This window comes from Pseudotabrizicola formosa, assembly GCF_002900965.1.
GTDB classification, from domain to species: Bacteria; Pseudomonadota; Alphaproteobacteria; order Rhodobacterales; family Rhodobacteraceae; genus Pseudotabrizicola; species Pseudotabrizicola formosa.
The window spans coordinates 197,487-221,990 of record NZ_PJOM01000005.1; the positions used below are offsets into that span (position 1 = coordinate 197,487).

Consider the following 24,504-nt stretch of genomic DNA (forward strand, 5'->3'; position numbering starts at 1 on the left):
CGATCCATGATCGTTCAGGTGCTTCAACTGGCAGTCAGGCGGGTCTGTGCGGTGCTGTGCACCTTTGCGATCTGCACGCCCGGTCTTGCCGAACCGCCAAGCCGCGTTGTCTCGATCAACCTGTGTACCGATCAGCTGGCCATGTTGCTGGCTGAACCCGGTCAGCTGATTTCGGTGTCTTTTCTGGCCCAGGATCCGCGGTCTTCGGTCATGGTGGACCAAGCCATGGCCTATCCCGCCAACCGTGCCCTTGCGGAAGAGGTCTATCTGCTCAACCCTGATCTGGTCCTGGCCGGCACCTTCACTGCGGGGGCCACCGTGTCGATGCTGAAGCGGCTGGGCATTCCGGTGGCGACCTTTCCGCCTGCCGCTTCCCTGGCCGAGGTGCGGCAGGGCATGATTGACATGGGTGTTGCCCTTGGCCAGCGGGACAGAGCGGCGGCAATGCTCGCCCGCTTTGATGCCGGGCTGGCGGAAGCGGCTGGGGCCGCCCCGGACGATCGCCCTACAGCTGCCACTTATGCCGCCAACGGCTACACCCCCGGCGGGAACAGCCTGTCTGGCGACATCATCCGCGCTGCCGGTTTCCGCCATCTTGCGGCAGAGCTTGGCCTGACCCAAGGTGGCTTTCTGCCGCTTGAGGCGCTTGTTCTTGCCGCCCCTGATCTGGTGGTGGTGGGCGAGACCTATCCTGGAAATTCGCGCGCCGAAGAAATTCTGTCGCACCCGGCGCTGATGCAACTGCGCGGAGGGCGCGAGACCCTGGAAGACCGCGACTGGGTCTGCGGCCTGCCCAGCGTGGTGGATGCCGTCGCCCGGATGCGGCACGCGCGCGATGCCATCGGGTCTGTTCCATGACCTTCCACAGGTTGCTCATGGGGCTGACGATTCTTGTCACGGCCCTGTTCACACTGTCGCTGGTCACCGGCGTGGCACCGGTCGGGGCCGGTGAAAGCCTTGCCGCGCTGCTGCGCGATGACGGTGGGCCGCTGACCATGGTGATGCGCGAGATCCGGCTGCCACGCGCGATCCTCGCCGTGATGATCGGTGTCAGTCTTGGGCTGTCTGGGGCGGCGATGCAGGGATTCTTGCGAAATCCGCTCGCAGAACCGGGATTGATTGGCGTCTCATCCTCTGCCGCTCTGGGGGCGGTTCTGGCCCTTCAGACCGGATTTGCAATGGCGTTCACGCTGGCACTGCCCTTTGCGGCCTTGCTGGGGGCAGTCCTTGGTGTGGGGGTGATCCTGTTTCTGGCCGGGCCGGGAGGCGGGGCCTTTATCCTGATCCTTGCGGGCATCGCCCTGTCGGCGCTGACTGCGGCACTGACCTCGCTGGTGCTGAACCTGTCACCCAACCCCTTTGCCGCGAACGAGATTGTGTTCTGGATGATGGGCTCGCTGGCGGACCGGTCATTCTCGCATGTCTGGATGGCGCTGCCGATCATGGCATTGGGCTGGCTCGCATTGGCGCGCACCGGGCGCGGGCTGGAGGCGCTGACGCTGGGCGAAGATGCGGCGGCCTCGATGGGGTTTGATCTGGCGCGGCTGCGGCTTTTGGTGCTGGGCGGTGTTGCAGCCTCGGTGGGGGCGGCGACGGCGGTGGCGGGGGCGATCGGCTTTGTCGGGCTGGTGGTGCCACATGTGCTGCGGCCGCTGGTGGGCGGCAGCCCGTCGCGGCTTCTGCCAGCCTCGGCGCTTGGGGGGGCGGCGCTGCTTCTGGCGGCGGATATTGCTGTGCGGCTGGTCTTGCCGGGGCGTGACCTGAAGCTGGGAGTGGTGATGGCCCTGGTTGGGGCACCGATCTTCCTGCACCTGCTCTGGCGCATGCGGGGGCAGACATGACCCTCCTGACGCTGAACAACCTGACAGCGCGACGCGGAGCCTGTCCAGTGCTGTCGGGCATATCGCTGCAGGTTGGCGCGGGGGAATGCATTGGCCTGATCGGCCCGAATGGTGCAGGCAAAACCACATTGATGCGCGCAGCCCTTGGGTTGATGCCGTCCGAGGGGCAGTCGTCGCTGCTGGCGCTCTCGGCTTCGGCCCGCGCGGCGCAGGCCGCCTGGTTGCCGCAATCACCCGAAATTGCCTGGCCGGTGACGGTGCAGCATCTGGTGGCTTTGGGCGCGATGGCGCGGGGGCGCGGTCCGGATCATGCAAGCGTGGACCGGGCCATCGACCGCATGAACCTTGGCGCCTTTCGTGACCGCGCCGCAAATGGCTTGTCAGGGGGCGAGCAGGCGCGGGTGCTGATCGCGCGGGCGCTCGCGCAGGACACGCCGCTGCTGCTCACCGACGAGCCCATTGCCGGGTTGGACCCGGCCCAGCAGATCCGCACCATGCGCGTGTTCCGTGATCTGGCAAGCGAAGGGCGTTCGGTGATGGTGTCGCTGCACGATCTGGGGCTGGCCGCGCGCCATTGCACGCGGATCATTGTTGTGGACAAAGGCGGCATCGCGGCCGATGGCCCGCCAGAGGCCGTGTTGACCGATGCTCTTATGGGCCGTGTGTTCGGCGTGACCGCGTTCCGGGCCGAGACCGTGCAGGGCCCGGTCTTTCAGCCAATGGAAACGCTTGTCCCATGATGACTGTCACGCTGGACCGCCCTTGGCTTGTGGCAGACCTTCAGCGCCCGCGCCGGATCTTGTCTTTTGCTCCGCATCGGCCCGGTTTTGTGACGGCCCGCCATGTTTTATGGCGAGAGGTGCGCAATGCCGACCTGACGACGGGTTTTGATGTGTCGGACTGGTTCGTCCGTGAGCTGGCGCAGCAGGGGCATGCAGAGGCGGTCGGCATGCTGACCTCGCGCGATATCGGTCGGTTTGTCCAGGCCGAGGCCCGGGTCGAGGGATATGAGGCTGCCTGTTTGGCGACTGTCGGTCTGGGCAATGCCGAAGCGGTCGGGTCGCGCCTGCCGATGCCACCGGGTCAAGGCGATTACGGCACCATCAACATTCTGGTGGTGATCACCCCGGGCCTGACCGAAGCCGCGCAGATCGAGGCGCTGAGCATTGCCGCACAGGCCCGCACGGCTGCCATCATGGACTGCGGGTTGCGCCTGCCGGATCGGCGCTACGCCACAGGCACCGGTACCGACTGCATCGCCATAGCGGCCGATCCGGGGGGCACCGATTTTGCCGGGCTGCACACGGCCGTGGGGGAAGCCATCGGCCAGGCGGTGCGCGGGGCGGTGGCCCAAGGCGCGGCGGAATGGCTGGTCGAAAACGCGCCGGTGTCAAACCGACTCGGGTAGGTGCAGATCCGGCGTCAGAAAATGCTGCCCCCCGGTCGGTTGCAGCCCATTCTGCGCTGCCTCCGCCGCAAGGACCACCAGATCGGCGCACAGCTGCGGCAGCGGTGTCGCGATCACCATTGTCACATGGCGGGAGATCAGTGCGGTCCTGCTTTCCGGCGTCAGCTCGTTGACGATCAGCGCCACGTCTCCGGGGACGCGGGTTTCGCGCAGCGCGGCAATCGCCCCTTCCATCCCACCGCCCGCGCAATAGATGCCACGCAGATCGGAATGGCGGCCCAGCAGGTCCAGCGTCGCCTCATAGGTCAACTGCCGGGTTTCAAGGTTCACAAGCGTATCCAGCACATGAAACGCAGGCGCATGCTCGCGGATATAGCTGCGAAAACCGGTTTCCCGCAGTTCGTGCCCGTGCCAGCGGGTGCCGCCGATGAACACTGCAATCTTGCCGGGATCGCGCGAGGCAAGGCTGATCATCTGCGCCGCGATCCGTCCGACCTTCATGTTGTTCATGCCGATGTACTGTTGCCGCACCCCTTGGGCAAAATCGTTGAGCAGGGCAAAACAGGGTATCCCCGCTGCATTGATCCGCCGGACAGCCTCGGTCACCTCGGGGTGGGCGACAGCGGTCGCGGCAATCGCATCCACCTTGCCGACCATGCCTTCCATGAGCGCGACAAAATCTGCCGGTGTCTGTGATGGGGCAAAGGTGATCTGCACGCTGGCCCGCACGCCAGCCGCCGAGGACACCGCCTTTTCGATCTCGGACCGGAACTGCTGGTAGAACGCCTGCCGCTCCTTGTGCAGCACGACGCCCAGCCGCAACCTCGGCCGCGCGTCTTGGACCCGTTGCCCGATCAGCGGGGCCGCGTGGTATCCAATGCGCCGGGCCGCCTCATACACCCGGTTGGCCGTGTCTTCGCGCACCTTTTCGCGGGCATTCAACACCCGGTCTACTGTGGCCGGGGACAGTCCCGCCTCGCGCGCGACATCATGAATGGTGGGGCGGCGGGCCATGATCCTCCCGGGGGTTTTCTTCGGTGTAACGGCAACGACAGCGCTACGCCAGATGATGCCCCCGCATCGACGACAGCAGCGTTTCTTTCGACGTGGCCAGATGGCCCCGCGCCCGCGCCTCGGCGGTCTGGATGTCGCCTGCCTGCAGTGCCGCGATGATTGTCAGATGTTCGCGGATCGCCGCCTCGTTGCGGTAGCGCTCCATCGTTTTGTCCCATTGGTAGTGATAATGAAAGATCAGTGAGATCACCTTCTGGAACTCGGCCACAAAGCGGTTGCTGACCACGGAATTGATCAGTGCATGAAACCGTCCGTCCAGCCGCGAAAAATCATGAAAGTCGCGATCAATGCGGTCAAGCAGGTCCAGATGTTCGTCGTGGACAGCTGCCAGTGCCGCCCAGGCCGGATGGTCGCCGGGCAGAGCGGCGAACACCCGTATGGCGTTCAGTTCCAGCACCTGGCGAAATTCTGACAGTTCCACTGCATAATCCGCGGTAAATCCCAGCAAGCGCCAACCGCCGCGTGCACGCCGTTCGATCAGCCCCGATTGGCCAAGACTGGCCAGAAACTCCTGCAAGGCATGCGGCGGCACGGCGAATTGCCGGGCCAGCTGGGTGATGTTCAGCGCCGTCCCCGCCGGCACGTCAAAGCGCAGCACCCAGTCCAGAAACCGCGCCTCAAGCTCTTCGCGGCCGATATAGTCTTCGCGCAGCGGCAAGCGGTCTTCCTGGCCGGGCAAGCGCGCCAGTCGTTTGTCGCGTCCGCTGCCCTGCAGGATGCCATCGGCCGCCAGTTTCTGCACCACGGCGCGGACCACCGTGCGCGACACGCCAAGCGTCCTTGCCATCTGCACTTCGGACGGCAGGCCTGCGCCCAGGCTCAGCCCGGACAGCATGTCGAGCATGGCATTGTGTGACTGGCGAAAACGGGTGTCGGTGCGCGCCATCGGGTGTTTCCCCTTCGGTTCCTGTTTCTATGCATTAAAAAATTAAAAACACTTGGCAAGGGAAAATCGACGCGCCATGGTGTCTTTAATGATAAAAACCACCGTGTGAGTCGGTGGCGCTGTCGAAGCCTTGGGAGGGGTTGCGGAGGATGGATGGTGCGGTCGGTCTGACCATGCTTTGTGGCAGCTGTGCGGCCCCTGGTCAGTTCACCCTGACGCAGCGCCCGCTGCCGCAGACCGCGCCGGAGGGCTGGGTGCTGGTCGACATCGACGCGGTGGGTCTGTGTGGCACAGATTTTCACATCTTCGAGGGCAAACACCCGTTTCTCGACTATCCCCGCGTGATTGGCCATGAACTGTCGGGCCATGTGGCGCAGGCGACCGGCGTCTGGTCGCAGGGCGCTCCGGTCGTGATCAACCCCTACCTGTCTTGCGGAATCTGCATCGCCTGCTGCAAGGGCAAGCCCAATTGCTGCACCGATATTGCCGTGCTTGGGGTGCATCGCGACGGTGGCATGTGTGCCCGGATTGCGGTGCCTTCGGGCAACCTCTATGACGCTTCAACCCTGCCAAAGGGTGTGGCGGTGCTGACCGAGTTTCTGGCCATCGGCGCACATGCCGTGCGTCGTGCTGCGCCGCAAGCCGGGGACAGCGTGCTTGTCACGGGGGCGGGCCCCATCGGCCTTGGCGTGGCGCTGTTTGCCAGGGCGCGCGGAGCCACGGTGCACCTGCGCGATGCCAGTTCTGCCCGGCTGGATGCCGCGGCAGGGTTCGGTTTTGCGCTAAGGCATGGCGTGACCGATCCCTTGCCGGAGGGTGGCTTTGATGTTGTCTTTGACGCCACCGGCAATTCCCGGGCCATTCAGGATGGTTTTGCCCATGTCGCGCATGGGGGCACCTATGTTCTGGTTTCGGTGGTCAAGGACGACATCACCTTTTCCGACCCAGAGTTTCACAAACGCGAAATGACCCTGATGGGCAGCCGCAACGCGACTGCAGAGGATTTCGCAACGGTGATGCGGGCCCTGAGCGACGGAACCATCGATGCGGGCCGCATCATCTCGGAAACTCTGCCGCTTGCAGATTTGCCTGCGCGGTTTCCGGCTTTGGTCGCCGACCGTGAGGCGCTGATAAAGGTCGTCGTGCAGATCGGGGATCGGTCATGACGCCTCTTGTCCGCATGACCGGCATCGACAAACACTTCCCCGGTGTGCATGCCCTGCGCGCCGCACGGTTTGACCTGATGCCGGGCGAGGTTCATGCGCTTATGGGGGAAAACGGTGCGGGGAAATCCACGCTGATGAAGGTGCTGTCGGGGATCTACCAACCCGATGGTGGCACGGTCGAGGTGTCGGGCGAGCCTGTCACCATCAACGGCCCGCGCGCGGCGCAGGCGCTGGGGATCGGCATCATCCATCAGGAACTCGCACTGATGAACGACCTTACGGTGGCGCAGAACATCTTCATCGGCCGCGAGCCCCGCCGCAGCTTTGGCCGGCTGGACGAGGCACAGCTGAATGCCGACGCAAGCGCAATCTTTGCCCAGATGAAAGTGCATATCGACCCGAAGGCAGAGGTTCGGACCCTGTCGGTCGCGCGTCAGCAGATGGTCGAGATTGCCAAGGCGCTGTCCTTTCGGTCGGGCATCCTGATCATGGATGAACCTACCGCGGCGCTGAATGATGCCGAGACCAATGAGCTGTTTGCCATTATCCGCGGCCTCAAGGCCGAAGGTGTCGGCGTGGTCTATATCAGCCACAAGATGGACGAGATCCGCCGCATTTCTGACCGCGTGACCATCATGCGCGACGGGGCCTATGTCGGCACCGTGCACTCCGCCGAGACCCCGATTGAAACCATCATAAGCATGATGGTCGGACGTGATCTGGAAAGCGTGCATGTCGACATTCCCGACCTTACGGCAGCACCAGTGGCGCTGGAGGTGCGGGGCCTGAACCGGGGCCGGATCATCCGCGATGTGGGGTTCAGCGTCAAACAAGGCGAAATCCTTGGCTTTGCCGGGTTGATGGGGGCCGGGCGCACCGAAGTCGCCCGCGCCATCTTTGGGGCCGATCCGCGTGACGGCGGCGAGATCATCGTGCACGGCAAGCCTGCCACCATCCGCACGCCCAAGGATGCCGTCGCTGCCGGCATCGGCTATCTGTCCGAGGACCGTAAACACTTCGGCCTCGCGCTCGGACTTGATGTGCGCGCGAATGTGGGCATGACCAGCCTTGCGCGGTTTTCCAACGCCATGGGTGTGCTGGACGAAGCGGAGCTGGAAAAAACTGCCCGCGATTACATCGCGCAGCTGGCGATCCGCACCCCGTCTGACCGGCAGGAAGTGCGCCTGCTGTCGGGCGGCAACCAGCAGAAGATCGTCATTGCCAAATGGCTGCTGCGCGATTGCGACATCCTGATCTTTGACGAGCCGACCCGCGGCATCGATGTCGGGGCAAAGGCCGAGATCTACCGCCTGATGCAGGCGCTGGCGGCGGATGGCAAGGCCATCATCGTCATCAGTTCCGAACTGCCCGAGGTGCTACGCTTGTCGCACCGCATTGCCGTGATGTGTGAAGGCCGTCTGACGGGCATTCTGCCCGGTGGCCCCGGCACGCGTCAGGAAGACATCATGCGCCTTGCCACCATGAAGCACAGCGCAGTTGAGGAGGCCCTAGCATGACAACTCTGCCCGCAGCCACGCCAGCCCGCAAACCCGCCTCGGGTGCGCAGCAAAAGCTGCTGGCCTTTGCCAGCCTGATCGCGCTCTTGGTGTTCTTCTCGGTGGCCTCGCCGAATTTCCTGCAAACCTCGAACATGCTGGCCATTTTGCAGGCCACGTCGGTCAATGGGGTGCTGGCGATTGCGGCCACTCTGGTGATCATCACCGGCGGCATCGACCTGTCGGTTGGCACATTGATGACCTTTTGCGCCGTCATGGCCGGGGTGATCCTGACCAATGCGGGGATGCCTCTGCCGTTCGGGATCATTGGTGCGATTGCAGTGGGTGCAATTTGCGGCACGATTTCCGGCACGCTGGTCGCCAAGATGAAGATCCCGCCCTTCATCGCCACGCTGGGCATGATGCTGATCCTCAAAGGTCTGTCACTGATCATCTCTGGCACCAAGCCGATCTATTTCAATGACACGCCGGGTTTCTCGGAGATTTCCACCGGGTCGCTGATCGGGACCTTCGTTCCGTCGGTTCCTGTGCCCAACGGTGTGCTGATCCTGTTCGTGCTGGCGCTGGTGATCAGCTATGTGCTGAACCGCACGGTGCTGGGGCGTTACTGCTTTGCGCTGGGCTCGAACGAAGAGGCCGTGCGCCTGTCCGGTGTCAACACAGACGCCTGGAAAATTGCAATCTACGCCCTGGCCGGCAGCATCTGTGGCATCGCCGGACTGATCATCGCCTCACGCCTGAACTCGGCTCAGCCGGCGCTGGGGCTGGGGTATGAGCTTGACGCCATCGCTGCGGTGGTGATTGGCGGTACCTCGCTTGCAGGTGGGCGCGGCTCTATCCTTGGCACCATCATCGGCGCGCTGATCATGGCCGTGCTGCTGAACGGTCTGCGCGTCATGTCCGTGGCGCAAGAGTGGCAGACCGTCGTGACCGGCGGCATCATCATCGCCGCCGTCTACGCCGACATGTTGCGCCGTCGCCGTGCGGCCAGCTGACACATCAACCAGAGGGCGACGAACGCCCCGCATTCATCAACATCGACACCATGGGAGGATACCCGATGTTCACCAGACGCACCCTGCTTGCCGCCGCATCCGCCACCGCGCTGATGCTGTCTGCCAGCCTCGCCACAGCGCAGGACAAGATCCTGATCCCGCTCGTCTCCAAGGGCTTTCAGCACCAGTTCTGGCAGGCCGTGAAGGCCGGTGCCGATCAGGCTGCTGCCGAATTCGGCGTCGAGGTCACCTTTGAAGGCCCGGACACCGAGTCACAGGTCGATCGCCAGATGGACATGCTCTCTGCGGCACTTGCGCGTCAGCCGGCAGCCCTTGGCTTTGCCGCGCTGGACAGCCAGGCCGCGACCCCGCTGCTGCGTCAGGCGCAGGAAGCGGGTATCCCGGTCATCGCCTTTGACTCTGGCGTCGACAGCGATATCCCCACCACCACCGTCACCACCAACAATGTCGCCGCGGCGGCCCTTGCTGCCGACAAGATGGCGGAACTGATCGGAGGCGCGGGCAAGGTGGCGCTTGTGGTGCACGATCAGACGTCACGCACCGGGATCGACCGGCGTGACGGGTTCGTGAATCGGATGGCCGAGGCCTATCCGGATGTCGAGATTGTCGATATCCAGTATGGCGGCGGCGATCAGCTGATGTCGACCGAGATCACCAAGGCGATGCTGACCGCACATCCCGACATGAAGGGCATTTTCGGGGCCAACGAAGGCTCGGCTCTGGGGGTGATCAACGCGGTGCGCGAAACGAACACCCAAGGGCTGGTCGTCATCGGGTACGACTCGGGCGCGGCGCAAAAGGCTGCCATCAAAGACGGTTTGATGGCGGGTGCCATCACCCAAAGCCCGGTTGGCATGGGATATGAAACGGTCAAGGCCGCAATTGCCGCGACCAAGGGCGAAACCTTGCCAAAAACCATCGACTCGGGGTTTGCATGGTATGACGCCACCAATATGGACGCGCCAGAGATCGCGGCCGTTCTGTACGATTGATCCCTGATCAAGGGAAAACCGGGTGGCCCTGCATCGCGCAGGGCCACCCAGACATGTCAAGGAAGACAAGATGGATCTGGGCCTGAAAGACAAGATCGTTGTGGTCACCGGCGGCGGCTCCGGCATCGGTGCCGCGATCAGCATGGCGCTGGCAGAGGAGGGCGCGATCCCGGTGATCTATGCCCGCCGCGCGCCGGAGGATGGTTTTCTCACTGCGCTGACGGGCAGATCCCCCAAGGCGGGTTGGGTCAAGGCCGATCTGTCGCGTGATGAAGACTGCCGAAGCGCGGTCGCACAGACCCACGCCCGTTGGGGCCGGGTCTATGGCCTGGTCAACAATGCCGGGGCCAATGACGGGGTAGGGCTGGATGCAGGTCCCGAAGCCTTCCGCGCCTCGCTGAACCAGAACCTGATCCATTACTATACCCTTGTTCATCTGTTGATGGAGGATCTGAAAGCCGAAAAAGGCGCTATTGTGAACATCAGTTCCAAAACTGCCATCACCGGGCAGGGCGGCACTTCGGCCTATGTCGCGGCCAAGGCGGCACAGCTGGGGCTGACGCGCGAATGGGCCGCTGCCCTTGCGGGCGATGGCGTCCGCGTCAATGCGGTGATTCCGGCCGAGGTGATGACCCCGCTCTATCGCCGCTGGCTTGACACGATGGATGACCCGGATGCCAAGCTTGCCGAAATCACCGCCCGCATCCCGCTGGGCCAACGCATGACGCTGGATACCGAAATGGCCGCCACCACGGTGTTCGCCTTGTCGGAACGGGCGGCGCATACCACCGGGCAATGGCTGTTTGTCGATGGTGGGTATACCCATCTTGACCGCGCGCTCTCCACCCTTGCCCCAACGACCTGAGGCCCAAATTGCCCATCAGCATCCGCCTGAACCCCGATGACAATGTCGATATTGCCCTGACCGATCTGGCACCGGGGGCGCAAGCGCTTGGGGTGACAGTCACCACATCTGTCGCGCGCGGCCACAAGCTGGCGAACCGTGCGATCCGTGTGGGCGAAAACATCCGCCGCTATGGTCAGATCATCGGGGCTGCCACGCAGGATATTCCCCCGGGCGCGCATGTGCATGTGCACAATATCGCCATGTCCGATCACGCGCAGGATTATGCCTTTGCCGCCGAAGCGCGGCCGCTGGCCCCTGCCACGCAACAGCGCACCTTCATGGGCTTTCGCCGCCCTGACGGCAAGGCCGGCACCCGCAACTACCTTGGCGTGCTGACATCGGTGAACTGCTCTGGCTCCGTTGCCCGCTTTATCGCGGAGGAGGCCGAGAAATCCGACTGGTTCAAGGCGCTTGGCAATGTCGATGGCATCGTGCCCATTGCCCATGCCTCGGGCTGCGGCATGTCGGGGTCGGATGAAGGCTATGCCACCCTGATGCGCACGCTGCAGGGCTATGCGCAGAACCCGAACTTTGGTGGCATTCTGCTGGTAGGTCTGGGCTGTGAAGTCCTCCAGATTCCAGATCTGGTCGGTCGGGGCCGGATGCGGGCCGACAATAATTTCCGGCATATGACCATTCAGCAGATGGGCGGCACCCGCAAAACCGTGGAGCGAGGGGTCGAGGCGCTGCGCGAAATGGCCGACATTGCCAACGCCTACACCCGTGAGCCGATTCCGGTATCGGAACTGGTGATCGGCATGCAATGCGGCGGATCGGATGGCTATTCCGGCATCACCGCCAATCCAGCGCTGGGGGTGGCCTCTGACCTCTTGGTGCAGCATGGCGGCACCACGATCCTGTCGGAAACCTCGGAAATCTATGGAGCAGAACACCTGCTGACCCGCCGTGCGGTCAGTGTCGAGGTGGGCGAAAAGCTGATCGAGCGCATCCGCTGGTGGGAAGATTACACCGCCCGCAACAAGGGGGAGATGAACAACAACCCCAGCCCCGGCAACAAGCGCGGCGGGCTGACCACCATTCTTGAAAAATCCCTCGGCGCGGTCGCCAAGGGCGGATCGGCACCGATGGAAGACGTGTACCTGTTTGCGGAACCCATCACCAAAAAGGGCTTCGTCTTCATGGACAGCCCCGGTTACGATCCCTGTTCCGTCACGGGCCAGATCGCCGCCGGTGCCAACCTGATTGTCTTTACCACCGGGCGCGGGTCGGTCTCGGGTTACAAACCCGTGCCCTGCATCAAGGTTGCCACCAACTCCGAAATGTTCCGGCACATGGAGGAAGACATGGACCTGAACACCGGCGATATCATTGACGGCGGGGTCACGCTTGCCGACAAAGGTGCCGAAATGTTCGAGCAATTCATCCGGGTTGCCAGCGGCGAGATCACCAAATCAGAGGCTCTGGGTTTTGGCGGCGCGGAATTCGTGCCCTGGCAGATTGGGGCCGTGATGTGATCCGGCACCTGAGGCGATAGGGACAACAGACAAGGGTGCTTGATGGGACGGTTGAACGGAAAGACGGCGCTGATCACGGCAGCGGGGCAGGGCATTGGCCGCGCCTCGGCGCTGGCGATGGCGCGAGAAGGTGCCACGGTCATTGCGACCGATATCAACGAGGTCGCCTTGGCCGATCTGGCAGCGCAGGGCATCAAAACCCGCGTGCTGAACGTGCGCGACCCCGCCGCCATCATAGCACTTGCGGCAGAAGTGGGCCGGGTCGATGTGCTGTTCAACTGCGCGGGCTTTGTCGCCAATGGCACGATCCTGGACTGTGACGAGGATCAATGGGACTTCAGCTTTGATCTGAATGTCACCGCCATGTACCGCATGTGCCGCGCATTCCTTCCCGCCATGATTGAGGGCGGTGGCGGGTCGATCATCAACATGGCCTCGGTGGCCTCATCCATCATCGCGGTGCCCAACCGCTTTGCCTATGGCTGTACCAAGGCTGCCATCATCGGACTGTCAAAGGCGATTGCGGCTGATTTCATCACCAAGGGCATCCGATGCAATGCGGTTTGTCCGGGTACAGTGGACACGCCCTCGTTGCAGGAGCGGATGGCGGCGACCGGCGACTACGAGGCCGGGCGCAAGGCCTTTATCGCCCGGCAACCCACGGGCAAGCTGGCGCAGGCCGAAGATATCGCAGCGCTGGTTGTTTTCCTCGCCTCGGACGAGTCTGCGTTCGTTACCGGCACGGCCAATGTCATCGACGGCGGCTGGTCGAATACCTGAAAGGATCTGATATGAAACTTCTCCGTCATGGCGCTGCAGGCGCTGAACGTCCCGGTCTGTTGCACACGGACGGGACCATCCGTGACCTGACCGGCATCGTGCCCGATATTGCAGGGGATGTGCTGTGCGATTCCGGCCTGTCGAGCTTGCGCGATCTGGATGCAGGCCGTCTGCCGGTCGTGGCGGCGGACACCCGTCTGGGGCCCTGCGTTGCAGGCACGGGCAAGTTCATCTGCATCGGGCTGAACTACGCCGATCACGCCGCCGAATCCGGCATGCCGGTGCCGCCGGAGCCGGTGATCTTCATGAAGGCCACCAGCGCCATCGTCGGCCCCAACGACCCCATCATCATCCCCCGCACATCCGAGAAAACCGACTGGGAGGTGGAGCTGGCCGTGATCATCGGGACGCGGGCAAAATATGTGTCCGAAGCCGAGGCGATGGCCCATGTTGCGGGGTATGCCGTGACCAATGATGTCAGCGAACGCGCCTTTCAGGCCGAACGCGCCGGGCAATGGACCAAGGGGAAAAGCTGCGACAATTTCGGTCAGCTGGGGCCGTGGCTGGTGACACGCGATGAGGTCGAAGACCCGCAGAACCTGTCAATGTGGCTGACGGTGAACGGGCAGACCATGCAGAACGGTTCGACCCGGACCATGGTGTACGGCGTGGCGCATGTGGTCAGCTATCTGTCGCAGTTCATGACCCTGCATCCGGGCGATGTGATTTCCACCGGCACGCCTCCGGGGGTGGGCTTGGGCATGAAGCCGCCGCGTTACCTGAAGGCCGGTGATGTGGTGGAACTGGGCATCGCGGGGCTGGGCCAGCAACGGCAGGATGTGATTGCCGACGCCTGAGGGATGGCGCCGGGCCCGAACCGGCCCGGCCCTCTTGGTGGGTTTCTCATGGCTTCCCCCTGTGTTACAGATTATGAAATTCAGCTATATCAATAGCTTGTCGATCCGATTTAACCGTTGGTTAACCTTTTCCCCGGGCGTGGTGGCTGACGGAGTGCCTGATGGAGTACCTGATGATGGGCTTGTGGCGGGCGTCGCCGGGGGGCCAGCCCCCCGTCGCTGCGCGCGACTCCCCCCGGGATATTTTTGAACAGGCAATAGGCACAAGGGCTGTGCGCTGTCGTGGCGGTCCAGCCCTTGTTTTGGTTTGACGGTCCCGGGCCTTGGCATTAGCTGCCTTGGGGATTGCACGGGCGTTTGCCGGGCTTTCCTGATGACATTCCTGAGATCCAGAGGACCGTGACCGCCATGACACAGACCCCAGTCGCTGCGACCCATACCGGCCTGATCGGCCTTGGCACCATGGGGGCGGCGCTTGCGCTCAACATCGCCGAGAAAGGCTTTCCGATCGCGGTATGGAACCGGACCGGATCGGTGACGCAGGATTTTCATGCAAACGCGGGCGATCTGGCCGCGCGGATCACCCCCGCCGACACGCTGGAAGCCCTGGTGCAGGCGATTGCCCCGCCGCGTGCCATCATCCTGATGGTGCCGGCGGGACAGGCGGTGGATGATCAGCTTGCTGCGCTGGCGCCGCTGCTTGGCCCGGACGATCTGGTGATCGATGCGGGCAATGCCAATTTCCGCGATACCAACCGGCGCGACGGGGCAGACCTGCCGTTCCGCTTCATGGGCATCGGCGTTTCGGGTGGTGAAGAGGGCGCGCGGCATGGGCCGTCGATCATGGCGGGCGGGTCAGATGCGGCCTGGGGCCAGATGAAAGACCTGTTGCAGGCCATCGCGGCCCGCGCCGAAGATGGCAGTCCCTGTGCGGGCCATATGGGACCATCCGGTGCAGGGCATTTCGTGAAGGCGGTGCACAACGGCATTGAATATGCCGATATGCAGATGATTTCCGAGGTTTATGGCGTGATGCGTGATGGTCTGGCGATGCAGGCCACAGAGATCGCCCCGGTCTTCGCCCGCTGGAATGAGGGCACCCTTCAGTCCTATCTGATCGAGATTTCCGCTGCCGTAGCGGCGGCCGCCGACCCATCAGGCGAGGGGCAGATGCTGGACATGATTGTCGATGCGGCCGGACAAAAGGGCACCGGGCGCTGGACCGCCATTGAGGCGCAGCACCTGGCGGCCCCGGTGCCGGTGATCGAGGCGGCGGTGATGGCGCGCAATGTCTCGGCCCGGCGCGACGAGCGGGCCGCGGGTGAAGCGCGCTTTGGCAAGGCCGCGGGCGCGGTTGACCTGTCGCTCGAGGATCTCGAAGCGGCGATGATTGCGGGCAAGATCCTGTGCTATGCGCAAGGTTTTGCCATGATGACGGCGGCGGCAAAGGAGTTTGACTGGGCGCTGGACATGCCTGCGATTGCGCGGGTCTGGCGGGCTGGCTGTATCATCCGGTCATCCATGCTCAACGATATGGCGCAGGCTCTGGCCGAAGACCCGGCGCGCAACCTGACTCTGGCACCTTTCTTTGCCGGGCTGCTGGAAGATAGCATGCCTGCGCTGCGCCGGGTGGTGGCCGGGGCGGCGCTGCAGGGCCTGCCGTTGCCCGCGTTGTCGGCAGGGCTTTCGTGGTTCGACCTGATGCGGCAGGCGCGCGGCACCGCCAACATGATTCAGGGTCAGCGCGATTTCTTTGGCGCGCATGGCTTTGAGCGGCTGGATGGCAAAGATCTGCCGCACGGGCCTTGGGGAAACGCGGCCTAAGCCCCAGAGGTCAGTTGACCCTGACGGATGATCTGGTCGATCAGGCGCGACAGGGCGGGGGTGATCGCCTGCCCTTTGCGGGTCATCAGCCCATAGGACCCGACGTTGATCTGCAGCGGTGACTCGAGGGTGACATAGCCGCTGCCGGGGGTGCAGAACACGTCCGTCACCGCGCGGGCCAAGGGCGCTATCGCATTGGTCTGCCGCACCATCGTCAGGGTGAGCAGAAAGGAGGCCGTCGTCAGGCTTTGCCGGGGCGGCGGCAGGTCGTGCTGTGCAAAACCGTGTGCCATGGCGCGGCCAAGCGGCGAGGGTGCCGCAGGCATGACCCAGTCAAAGCGCATCAGATCGGACAGGGCGGCGGGGCTGGTGCCGGCCAGCGGATGATCTTGCCGCACCAGAAGGGCCACCGGTTCGGTGCCCAAGGGCTGAGTGGTGAAATCCTCGGCGTCGCGGGCATCGGTCGGGCGGCCCAGCACCAGATCCAGCCGACCGGCACGCAACTCCTGACACAACAGGGCAGAGGGGGACACAGACACATCAGCGGTGATGTTGGGATGGGTCAGGCGCAGCGTGCGCAAGGCGGGAAGCATCAGCGACAGCGCCGGGGCGGTGACGGAACCAAGCTGCAAATGGCCAGAATCGCCCGAGGCGAGGCCCGAGATTTCGGTGGTTGCCTCTTGCAACTCGGTCAGGATGCGGCGAGCGCGCGCGGCCAGGGCCGCGCCGACCACCGTCAGGGCAATGCCCCGGCCAGAGCGTTCGTGAATGGCCTGGCCCAGAATGGCCTCGATTTCGACGATCAGCCTGGAAGCGGTCGGCTGCGAGACGCCTGTGAGCTCGGCAGCGGTGGTGATGCGACGGGTCTCGGCCAGATGCGCCAGCAGGCGCAGATGGGTCATTTTCAGGTGGTGGAGGGGTAAGCTCATCTTGCCAGATCTATATCATATGTGAAGTATATGCTTCAGGTAATCTCATTTGACGCTGATGTATACTTCGATCAATGTCCCGCGTGATCGCGGTCCAGGGGCGCAGAACGCACTGGAACGGACGAACCGCCGCGACATTGCCGTGTTTCCCGGCATTTGGGAGGAGAGAGATATGCAATTCACAAAACGTGCGATTCTGAAGCTTGCGGTTGCCGCCACACTGCTGGGCAGCCCGGCCTTTGCGCAGGACAAGGGCACCGTTGGCATCGCCATGCCGACCAAGTCCTCGGCGCGCTGGATCTCGGACGGCGAGTCGATGGTGAAGCAGTTCACCGAAGCCGGCTATGCCACCGATCTGCAATATGCCGAGGATGACATCCCGAACCAGCTGGCGCAGATCGAGAACATGATCACCAAGGGTGTGGATGTTCTGGTCATTGCGGCGATTGACGGCACCACGCTGTCGAACGCGCTGGAAAATGCGGCGGCCAGCGGGATCAAGGTCATCGCCTATGACCGTCTGATCCGCGAAAGCGGCGATGTCAGCTATTACGCGACCTTTGACAACTTCAAGGTTGGCGTGCAGCAGGCCGAAAGCCTGGTCAAGGGGTTGAACGAGCGGTTCCCGGGCGTGAAGCCGCATAATGTGGAACTGTTCGGCGGCTCGCCAGACGATAACAACGCGTTCTTCTTCTACAATGGCGCGATGTCGGTTCTGCAGCCGCTGATCGATTCCGGCGATATTGCCATCCCGTCGGGTCAGATGGGCATGGATGTGGTTGGCACGCTGCGTTGGGATGGTGCCGTGGCCCAGTCTCGCATGGATAACCTGCTGTCGGCCAATTATGGCGACAAGGTGCTGCACGGCGCCCTGTCACCCTATGACGGGCTGTCGATCGGCATTCTGTCGTCGCTGAAAGGTGTGGGCTATGGTTCGGGCGATCTGGCGATGCCGATCGTGACCGGGCAGGATGCCGAAGTGCCAAGCGTGAAGTCGATGATCGCGGGCGAGCAGTATTCGACCGTGTTCAAGGACACCCGCGAACTGGCCCGCGTGACCGTGGGCATGGTCGAAGCCCTGCTGACCGGGTCGGAGCCAGAGATCAACGACACCGAGACCTATGACAATGGCGTCAAGGTCGTGCCGTCCTATCTGCTGGAGCCGGTCTCGGTGGACGCGTCGAATTACGAGGAGATCCTCGTGGGTTCGGGCTATTACACCGCCGAGCAGCTGCAGTAATCCATAACGACCCTTCCGGGCCTGCCTGCCATATCAGCGCAGGCAGGCCCGGTTTCCTTGTGGGAGGGGATGATGACGACGCTTCTGGAAATGCGTGGGATCAGCAAGCTGTTCCCCGGCGTGCGCGCGCTTGACCATGTGAACCTGTCGGTCGAGGCCGGCGAGATCCACGCGATCTGCGGCGAGAACGGCGCGGGCAAATCGACGCTGATGAAGGTGCTGTCGGGGGTCTACCCGCATGGCAGCTATGAGGGCGACATCGTCTATGACGGTGAGACTGTGGCGATGAAGTCCATCACCGAGTCCGAGGCCAAAGGCATCATCATCATCCATCAGGAACTGGCGCTGGTGCCATTGCTGTCGATTGCCGAGAACCTGTTTCTGGGCAATGAGGTGGCCAAGGCCGGGGTGATCAACTGGCCGCTGGCGTTTCAGAAAACCTCTGCGCTGCTGCAAAAGGTGGGCCTGAACGAAGCGCCGACCACGATTGTCGGCAAGCTGGGTGTGGGCAAGCAACAGCTGATCGAGATTGCCAAGGCCCTGGCCAAGGATGTGCGCCTGCTGATTCTGGACGAACCCACCGCCGCCTTGCAGGAGAACGACAGCCAGAAACTTCTGGATCTGATGCTGGAGCTGAAGGCGCAGGGGGTGACGCAGATCATCATAAGCCACAAGCTGAACGAGATTGGCCGCGTGGCGGACCGGATCACCATCATCCGCGACGGCAGCACGGTTTCCACCCTCAACCGCGCCGACATTTCCGAGGACCGCATCATCCGCGACATGGTGGGGCGTGACATGGCGCACCGCTATCCCGAGAGGACGCCAAATCCCGGTGAGGTGCTGATGCAGGTCAAGGGTTGGAACGTGTTCCATCCGGACCAGAAAGACCGCCAGATGATCCGCAATGCCGCGTTCACCGTGCGCAAGGGCGAGATCGTCGGCATTGCCGGGCTGATGGGGGCCGGGCGCACCGAACTGGCGATGAGCCTGTTTGGCCACAGCTATGGCCGCAACATCAGCGGCGAGATCGCGATGGGCGGCAAGCCGGTGGATACATCCACGGTGACCAAGGCCGTGGCGGCGGGGCTGGCCTATGTGACCGAGGACCGCAAGGCGCTGGGCCTGATCCTGGAAGAACCCATCCTGCGCAACATCAGCCTGGCCAATCTTGCCGGGATCGCCCGGCGCGGTGTGCTGAACCAGCGGCGCGAGGCGCAGGTGGCGGAAGACTATCGCCGCGCCATGAACATCCGCACCCCGAATGTGCAGCAAAAGGTGGTCAACCTGTCGGGCGGCAACCAGCAGAAGGTGGTGCTGTCGAAATGGCTGTTCACCGATCCGCAGGTGCTGATCCTGGATGAACCCACACGCGGCATCGACGTGGGCGCAAAGTTTGAAATCTACAACATCATGAACCAGCTGGCCAATGATGGCCGGGGGATCGTGATGATCAGCTCGGAAATGCCCGAGCTTCTGGGCATGTGTGACCGCATCTATGTGATGAACGAAGGCCGGATCGTGGGAGAGTTGTCCCGCGCCGAGGCGTCGCAGGAACGCATCATGGCCATGATACTGAATTCTGTCGGGAAGGCGGCGTAAATGTCGGAAAAGACTTATCTGAGCAGTCATCTGCGCGAATACGGGATGATCATGGCGCTGGTCGCCATCGTGTTCTTCTTCACGGTGATCGTGCGCGCCAGCATTGATGTGGATTTCCTGTCGGCGCAGAACATCACCAACCTGTTCTTGCAGAACTCTTACGTCATCATCATGGCGCTGGGGATGCTGCTGGTGATTGTGGCGGGGCATATCGACCTGTCGATCGGGTCGGTCGTGGGTTTTACCGGGGCTGTCGCAGCGGTGCTGACGGTCAATCTGGGCTGGCCGGTGCTGGCGGTGATCCCGGCCTGTCTGATCGTGGGCGGGCTGATCGGGGCGGCGCAGGGGTACTGGGTGGCCTATTGGAAGATCCCGTCCTTCATCGTGACGCTGGCGGGCATGCTGGTGTTTCGTGGCCTGACGCTGTGGCTGCTGAACGGCCAGAACATCGGGCCATTTCCGCGCAGTTTCCAATCGCTCTCGACCGGCTTCATTCCGGACCTGTTTGGCGATGCTGATCAGGCATTGCTGGGGCTGGAGCGGCTGAACGGCACGGCGCTGCTGATCGTGGTGGTGGCGGCCTGTCTGGTGGTGTGGCTGGGCCTGCGCAAGCGTGCGCAGGACGCGGGCTTTGGCGTGACGCCCGAACCAGCGGCGGTGTTCTGGATCCGCAATGCCATTGTCTGCGGCGCGCTTATTTTTGTCGGATACAAGCTGGCGATTTTCCGGGGCCTGCCGAATGTGGTGATGGTGCTCGCGGTGCTGACGGTGATCTATGCCTTCTTTACCGAGCAGACCACCAGCGGGCGGCGCATCTATGCCCTGGGCGGCAATGAAAAGGCGGCAAAGCTGTCAGGGATCAAGACCGAACGGCTGGTGTTCTTTTGCTTTGTCAACATGGGCGTTCTGGCGGCACTGGCTGGGATGATCGTGGCCGCGCGCCTGAACTCTTCCACCCCCAAGGCCGGGGCGGGGTTTGAGCTGGACGTGATTGCCGCCGTGTTCATCGGCGGGGCCTCGATGACGGGCGGATCGGGCAAGATTGTCGGTGTCGTGGTCGGCGCGTTGATCATGGGCGTGATGAACAACGGCATGTCGATCCTGGGCATCGGCATCGATTATCAGCAGGTGATCAAGGGGCTGGTGCTGCTCGCCGCTGTCATCTTTGACGTTTACAACAAAAACAAATGAGGGCTGCCATGCTGTTGTCGCAGATCAGAACAGAAACAGGCGTTGCCGTGGTCGCCCGCGAAGGATCGGAGGCTGCCATCGTGCAGGGCGCGGTCAGCACCTATGCGCTGGCCATGGAAGCGGCAGAAACCGGCCGGTCCCTGGCGGCGGTCGTGGCCGCCCATGGCCTTGGCCCGGCAGTGGATCTGTTGCGCGCGGCCGCCGAAGGGCGCTTGCTTGCCCCGATCACCCATCCGGACCCGGCGCATCTGCATCTGACCGGGACGGGGCTGACCCATCTGGGCAGTGCATCCACCCGCAACGCGATGCATGCCAAGGCGACTGCGGATGATGCCACCGACAGCATGAAGATGTTCCGCATGGGGCTGGAGGGCGGCAAGCCTGCATCCGGCCCCGGCGTGCAGCCGGAATGGTTCTACAAGGGCAATGGCGTGCATCTGGTGGCGCCGGGTGCGGCGCTGACCTCGCCCGGGTTTGCGCTGGATGGCGGTGAAGAGCCCGAACTGGCGGGGATCTATGTGATTGCAGCGAATGGAACGCCCTGCCGGGTTGGCTGGGCCCTGGCCAATGAGTTTTCCGACCATGTGACGGAACGGATCAACTATCTGTATCTGGCGCATTCCAAGCTGCGGCAGGCGTCAATCGGCCCGGAAATTCTGGTGGGCGACCTGCCTGCCGATGTGCGCGGCACCAGCCGCATCCGCCGTGCAGGCGCGGTGATCTGGGAAAAGCCCTTCCTGTCGGGCGAGGCCAACATGTCGCACAGCTTTGCCAATCTGGAACATCACCATTTCAAATATGACGTGTTCCGCCAGCCCGGCGATCTGCATGTGCATATGTTCGGCACCGCCACCCTGTCCTTTGCCGATGGCATCAAGACCGAACCGGGCGATGTGTTCGAGATCGAAGTGCCCGATTTCGGCCTGCCGCTGACCAATCCGCTTGCCGTTGCACCCGAGGCCGGGATGCACACGGTTCATGCCCTGTGAGCCAATTTCCGTGAGGACATCATGACGTTCAAACCCGCCCAATGGCCCCGCAAACTGCGCTCTCAGGAATGGTTCGGCGGCACGGGCCGCGATCAGATCTATCACCGGGGCTGGATGAAAAATCAGGGCTTCCCGCATGATTTGTTCGATGGGCGCCCGGTCATCGGCATTCTCAACACCTGGTCGGAACTGACGCCGTGCAATGCGCATCTGAATGATCTGGCACAGCGGGTGAAGAACGGGATCTATGAGGCGGGCGGCTTCCCGGTCGAAGTGCCGGTGTTTTCCGCCAGCGAATCCGCCTTCCGCCCCACCGCGATGATGTTCCGCAACCTGGCGGCGATGGCGGTGGAAGAGGCGATGCGCGGCCAGCCGATGGATGGCTGCGTGCTGCTGGTGGGCTGTGACAAGACCACGCCATCGCTGCTGATGGCCGCCGCCTCCACCGACCTGCCGTCGATCGTGGTGACAGGCGGGCCGATGCTGAACGGCTACTATCGCAACGAACGGGTCGGGTCTGGCACCCATCTGTGGAAGTTCTCCGAAGCCGTGAAGGCCGGCGAGATGACGGCGGAGGAATTTGCCGAGGCCGAAGCCGGCATGTCGCGCAGCCCCGGATCGTGCAACACGATGGGGACCGCCAGCACGATGGCCTCCATGGCCGAGGCGCTTGGCATGGCGCTGTCGGGCAATGCCGCGATCCCGGCGGTGGACAGCCGCCGCCGCGTGATGGCGCAGATGACCGGGCGGCGCATCGTGCAGATGGTCAAGGATGACCTGAAGCCCTCGGACATCCTGAAAAAAGAGGCGTTTGAAAACGCCATCCGCACCAATGCCGCCATCGGGGGCAGCACCAATGCCGTCATCCACCTGCTGGCCATTGCGGGCCGTGTCGGCATCGACCTTAGCCTCGATGACTGGGACCGCTGTGGCCGCGATGTGCCCACCATCGTCAACCTGATGCCATCGGGCAAATATCTGATGGAGGAATTCTTCTACGCGGGCGGCCTGCCGGTGGTGATCAAGCGGCTGGGCGAGGCGGGGCTGCTGCACAAGGAGGCGCTGACCGTGTCGGGAGACTCGATGTGGGATCAGGTCAAGGATGTGCGCAACCACAACGAAGACGTCATCCTGCCCGCCGACAAGGCGCTGACCCAGTCGGGCGGCGTGGTGGTCGTGCGGGGCAATCTGGCACCGAAAGGCGCAGTGCTCAAACCCTCTGCCGCCAGCCCGCATCTGATGGTGCACCGGGGCCGCGCCGTGGTGTTCGAGGACATCGACGACTACAAGACCAAGATCAACGATGAGGCGCTCGACATCGACGAGAGCTGCATCATGGTGATGAAGAACTGTGGCCCAAGGGGCTATCCCGGCATGGCCGAGGTCGGCAATATGGGCCTGCCGCCCAAGGTGCTGCGCAAGGGCATCACCGATATGGTGCGCATCTCTGACGCACGCATGTCAGGCACGGCTTACGGCACGGTCGTGCTGCACACCTCGCCCGAGGCAGCGGCGGGCGGGCCGCTGGCGGTGGTGCGGAATGGCGATTTCATCGAGTTGGATGTTCCCAACCGCCGCCTGCATCTGGACATTTCCGATGACGAGTTGACAGCCCGGCTGGCGGCATGGGTGCCCACGCATGACCTTTACCCCTCGGGCTATGGCTGGCTGCACCAGCGCCATGTCGAGGGGGCCGATACCGGGGCCGATCTCGATTTCCTGAAAGGCCCGCGCGGCGCGGCGGTGGGACGGGATTCACACTGATGCCCGAGCGCAAGAACATTGCCCTTGTCGGCATCGGCAAGATTGCGGTGGATCAGCATGTGCCCGCCCTTGCCGCCAGTGCCGACTGGCAGCTCGCCGCGACCGTATCGCGCTCTGGCACGGTGGACGGGATCGAAAGCTTTGCCGATATGGAAACCATGCTGGCCGCGCGGCCAGATATTGCCATGGTCTCGCTCGCCCTGCCGCCGGTGCCTCGCTATGCCTATGCCGAAGCCGCTTTGCGGGCGGGTCGGCATGTCATGCTGGAAAAGCCGCCCGGGGCGACGCTGGCGGAAATCCATGCGTTGCAAACGCTTGCCGATGCGCAGGGGGTGACGCTTTACGCCACATGGCACAGCCGCATGGCCCATGCTGTGGCCCCCGCAAAGGCCTGGCTCGCGGACAAGACCATCACCCGCGCCCATATCACCTGGCGCGAGGATGTGCGCAAATGGCATCCTGGCCAGGATTGGGTGTTTGAACCCGGCGGCATGGGCGTGTTCGATCCCGGCATCAACGCGCTGTCGATCCTGACCGAGATCCTGCCCGCCCCGGTGCATCTGCAAGGCGCTGATCTGGAATTCCCCGCCAACCGGCAGACCCCGATTGCCGCCCGGCTGCGCTTCAGCGGCAATGTCACCGCCGATTTCGACTGGCGCCAGACGGGCCCGCAGACCTGGGACATCGAGATCGACACCACCGCAGGCCACATGGCCCTGCGCATGGGCGGCAATGTGCTGGAGCTTGACGGTCAGCCGTCACAGGGCGCAAACACCATCATGGACGAATATCCCGCCCTCTATGCCCGCATGGCCCAGCTGGTGGCGGAGGGGCGCTCAGAGGTTGACCTTGCCCCGATGGTCCATGTGGCTGACGCGATGACCCTTGGCAAACGCGTCGTGACAGACCATTTCACCTTCTGACCCCATTATCTGTTTTCAAATATCCCACGGGGGTCCGGGGGTGTGAAACCCCCGGTTCCGCCGGCCAACAATCGGAGACTGACATGCTGACAGGCAAGCACCTTATCGCGGGCGACTGGGTTT

General features: G+C 63.3%; 22 protein-coding genes. 19 read left to right on the forward strand and 3 right to left on the reverse strand.

Annotation, left to right across the window (positions count from 1 at the left end; all coding sequences use genetic code 11):
• The first annotated feature begins 6 nt into the window (after window positions 1–6).
• Genes CXR43_RS16155 through CXR43_RS16170 form a run of 4 tightly spaced genes read left to right on the forward strand, consistent with a single transcriptional unit; the run spans window position 7 to window position 3,249 of the window.
• Window positions 7–858, forward strand: a complete 852-nt coding sequence (locus CXR43_RS16155) for an ABC transporter substrate-binding protein (RefSeq protein WP_103335818.1) — start codon at window positions 7–9, stop codon at window positions 856–858.
• Window positions 855–1,841: a FecCD family ABC transporter permease gene (locus CXR43_RS16160; protein ID WP_103335821.1), complete on the forward strand. Its 987-nt coding sequence runs from the start codon at window positions 855–857 to the stop codon at window positions 1,839–1,841. The genes CXR43_RS16155 and CXR43_RS16160 overlap by 4 nt, the downstream gene beginning before the upstream one ends.
• A complete protein-coding gene (locus CXR43_RS16165; protein ID WP_103335824.1) occupies window positions 1,838–2,581 on the forward strand; it encodes an ABC transporter ATP-binding protein in 744 nt (247 codons plus the stop codon). Before CXR43_RS16160 ends, CXR43_RS16165 begins: the two co-directional genes overlap by 4 nt.
• The gene (locus CXR43_RS16170) at window positions 2,578–3,249 is read left to right on the forward strand and encodes an adenosylcobinamide amidohydrolase (RefSeq protein ID WP_103335827.1); all 672 of its coding nucleotides are present in this window, start codon (window positions 2,578–2,580) and stop codon (window positions 3,247–3,249) included. The genes CXR43_RS16165 and CXR43_RS16170 overlap by 4 nt, the downstream gene beginning before the upstream one ends.
• On the opposite strand, the gene CXR43_RS16175 is transcribed toward CXR43_RS16170, so the two are convergent.
• A complete protein-coding gene (locus tag CXR43_RS16175) occupies window positions 3,232–4,263 on the reverse strand; it encodes a LacI family DNA-binding transcriptional regulator (RefSeq protein WP_103335830.1) in 1,032 nt (343 codons plus the stop codon). The genes CXR43_RS16170 and CXR43_RS16175 overlap by 18 nt on opposite strands.
• A gap of 43 nt (window positions 4,264–4,306) precedes the next feature.
• Window positions 4,307–5,209: a GntR family transcriptional regulator gene (locus CXR43_RS16180; protein WP_103335833.1), complete on the reverse strand. Its 903-nt coding sequence runs from the start codon at window positions 5,207–5,209 to the stop codon at window positions 4,307–4,309.
• A 149-nt stretch (window positions 5,210–5,358) separates the two neighbouring features.
• Here CXR43_RS16180 and CXR43_RS16185 point away from each other — a divergent pair, with 149 nt between their 5' ends.
• The 9 genes from CXR43_RS16185 to gnd all read left to right on the forward strand — a co-directional run bounded on the left by CXR43_RS16185 (window position 5,359) and on the right by gnd (window position 15,743).
• The gene (locus tag CXR43_RS16185) at window positions 5,359–6,375 is read left to right on the forward strand and encodes a zinc-binding alcohol dehydrogenase family protein (RefSeq protein ID WP_210402110.1); all 1,017 of its coding nucleotides are present in this window, start codon (window positions 5,359–5,361) and stop codon (window positions 6,373–6,375) included.
• A complete protein-coding gene (locus CXR43_RS16190; protein ID WP_103335836.1) occupies window positions 6,372–7,892 on the forward strand; it encodes a sugar ABC transporter ATP-binding protein in 1,521 nt (506 codons plus the stop codon). The genes CXR43_RS16185 and CXR43_RS16190 overlap by 4 nt, the downstream gene beginning before the upstream one ends.
• Window positions 7,889–8,887 carry an ABC transporter permease gene (locus tag CXR43_RS16195; protein WP_103335839.1) on the forward strand — a complete coding sequence of 333 codons (999 nt, stop codon included), beginning with the start codon at window positions 7,889–7,891 and terminating at the stop codon, window positions 8,885–8,887. Before CXR43_RS16190 ends, CXR43_RS16195 begins: the two co-directional genes overlap by 4 nt.
• Before the next feature lie 65 nt (window positions 8,888–8,952).
• Window positions 8,953–9,900, forward strand: a complete 948-nt coding sequence (locus CXR43_RS16200) for an ABC transporter substrate-binding protein (protein WP_103335841.1) — start codon at window positions 8,953–8,955, stop codon at window positions 9,898–9,900.
• 70 nt (window positions 9,901–9,970) lie between these two features.
• Window positions 9,971–10,765, forward strand: a complete 795-nt coding sequence (locus CXR43_RS16205) for an L-fucose dehydrogenase (protein WP_103335844.1) — start codon at window positions 9,971–9,973, stop codon at window positions 10,763–10,765.
• An 8-nt stretch (window positions 10,766–10,773) separates the two neighbouring features.
• Window positions 10,774–12,282, forward strand: coding sequence for a UxaA family hydrolase (locus CXR43_RS16210; RefSeq protein WP_246831430.1), 1,509 nt, complete (start codon window positions 10,774–10,776; stop codon window positions 12,280–12,282).
• A 39-nt stretch (window positions 12,283–12,321) separates the two neighbouring features.
• Window positions 12,322–13,062 (forward strand): SDR family oxidoreductase, encoded by a 741-nt coding sequence (locus tag CXR43_RS16215; RefSeq protein WP_103335848.1) that lies wholly within the window; start codon window positions 12,322–12,324, stop codon window positions 13,060–13,062.
• Between the two features lie 11 nt (window positions 13,063–13,073).
• A complete protein-coding gene (locus tag CXR43_RS16220) occupies window positions 13,074–13,919 on the forward strand; it encodes a fumarylacetoacetate hydrolase family protein (RefSeq protein WP_103335851.1) in 846 nt (281 codons plus the stop codon).
• Between the two features lie 408 nt (window positions 13,920–14,327).
• Entirely contained in the window at window positions 14,328–15,743 is a 1,416-nt protein-coding gene (gnd, locus tag CXR43_RS16225; RefSeq protein ID WP_103335853.1) for an NADP-dependent phosphogluconate dehydrogenase, read from the forward strand.
• Here gnd and CXR43_RS16230 read toward each other — a convergent pair.
• On the reverse strand, window positions 15,740–16,672 hold the full coding sequence (locus CXR43_RS16230; protein ID WP_103335856.1) for a LysR family transcriptional regulator: 933 nt from the start codon (window positions 16,670–16,672) through the stop codon (window positions 15,740–15,742). The genes gnd and CXR43_RS16230 overlap by 4 nt on opposite strands.
• 172 nt (window positions 16,673–16,844) lie before the next feature.
• Between CXR43_RS16230 and chvE the strand changes: the two genes are divergently transcribed.
• The 6 genes from chvE to CXR43_RS16260 all read left to right on the forward strand — a co-directional run bounded on the left by chvE (window position 16,845) and on the right by CXR43_RS16260 (window position 24,381).
• Window positions 16,845–17,912 carry a multiple monosaccharide ABC transporter substrate-binding protein gene (chvE, locus tag CXR43_RS16235; RefSeq protein ID WP_103335938.1) on the forward strand — a complete coding sequence of 356 codons (1,068 nt, stop codon included), beginning with the start codon at window positions 16,845–16,847 and terminating at the stop codon, window positions 17,910–17,912.
• 72 nt (window positions 17,913–17,984) lie between these two features.
• Window positions 17,985–19,514: a multiple monosaccharide ABC transporter ATP-binding protein gene (gene mmsA / locus CXR43_RS16240; RefSeq protein ID WP_103335941.1), complete on the forward strand. Its 1,530-nt coding sequence runs from the start codon at window positions 17,985–17,987 to the stop codon at window positions 19,512–19,514.
• Window positions 19,515–20,705 (forward strand): multiple monosaccharide ABC transporter permease, encoded by a 1,191-nt coding sequence (gene mmsB / locus CXR43_RS16245; protein ID WP_103335859.1) that lies wholly within the window; start codon window positions 19,515–19,517, stop codon window positions 20,703–20,705. It begins immediately after the preceding gene.
• A gap of 8 nt (window positions 20,706–20,713) precedes the next feature.
• Window positions 20,714–21,694: an AraD1 family protein gene (gene araD1, locus CXR43_RS16250; RefSeq protein ID WP_103335862.1), complete on the forward strand. Its 981-nt coding sequence runs from the start codon at window positions 20,714–20,716 to the stop codon at window positions 21,692–21,694.
• A gap of 21 nt (window positions 21,695–21,715) precedes the next feature.
• Complete coding sequence (gene araD / locus CXR43_RS16255; protein WP_103335865.1) at window positions 21,716–23,458, forward strand: L-arabinonate dehydratase; 1,743 nt, start codon at window positions 21,716–21,718, stop codon at window positions 23,456–23,458.
• Entirely contained in the window at window positions 23,458–24,381 is a 924-nt protein-coding gene (locus CXR43_RS16260; RefSeq protein ID WP_103335868.1) for a Gfo/Idh/MocA family protein, read from the forward strand. Before araD ends, CXR43_RS16260 begins: the two co-directional genes overlap by 1 nt.
• The last annotated feature ends 123 nt before the right edge of the window (window positions 24,382–24,504 follow it).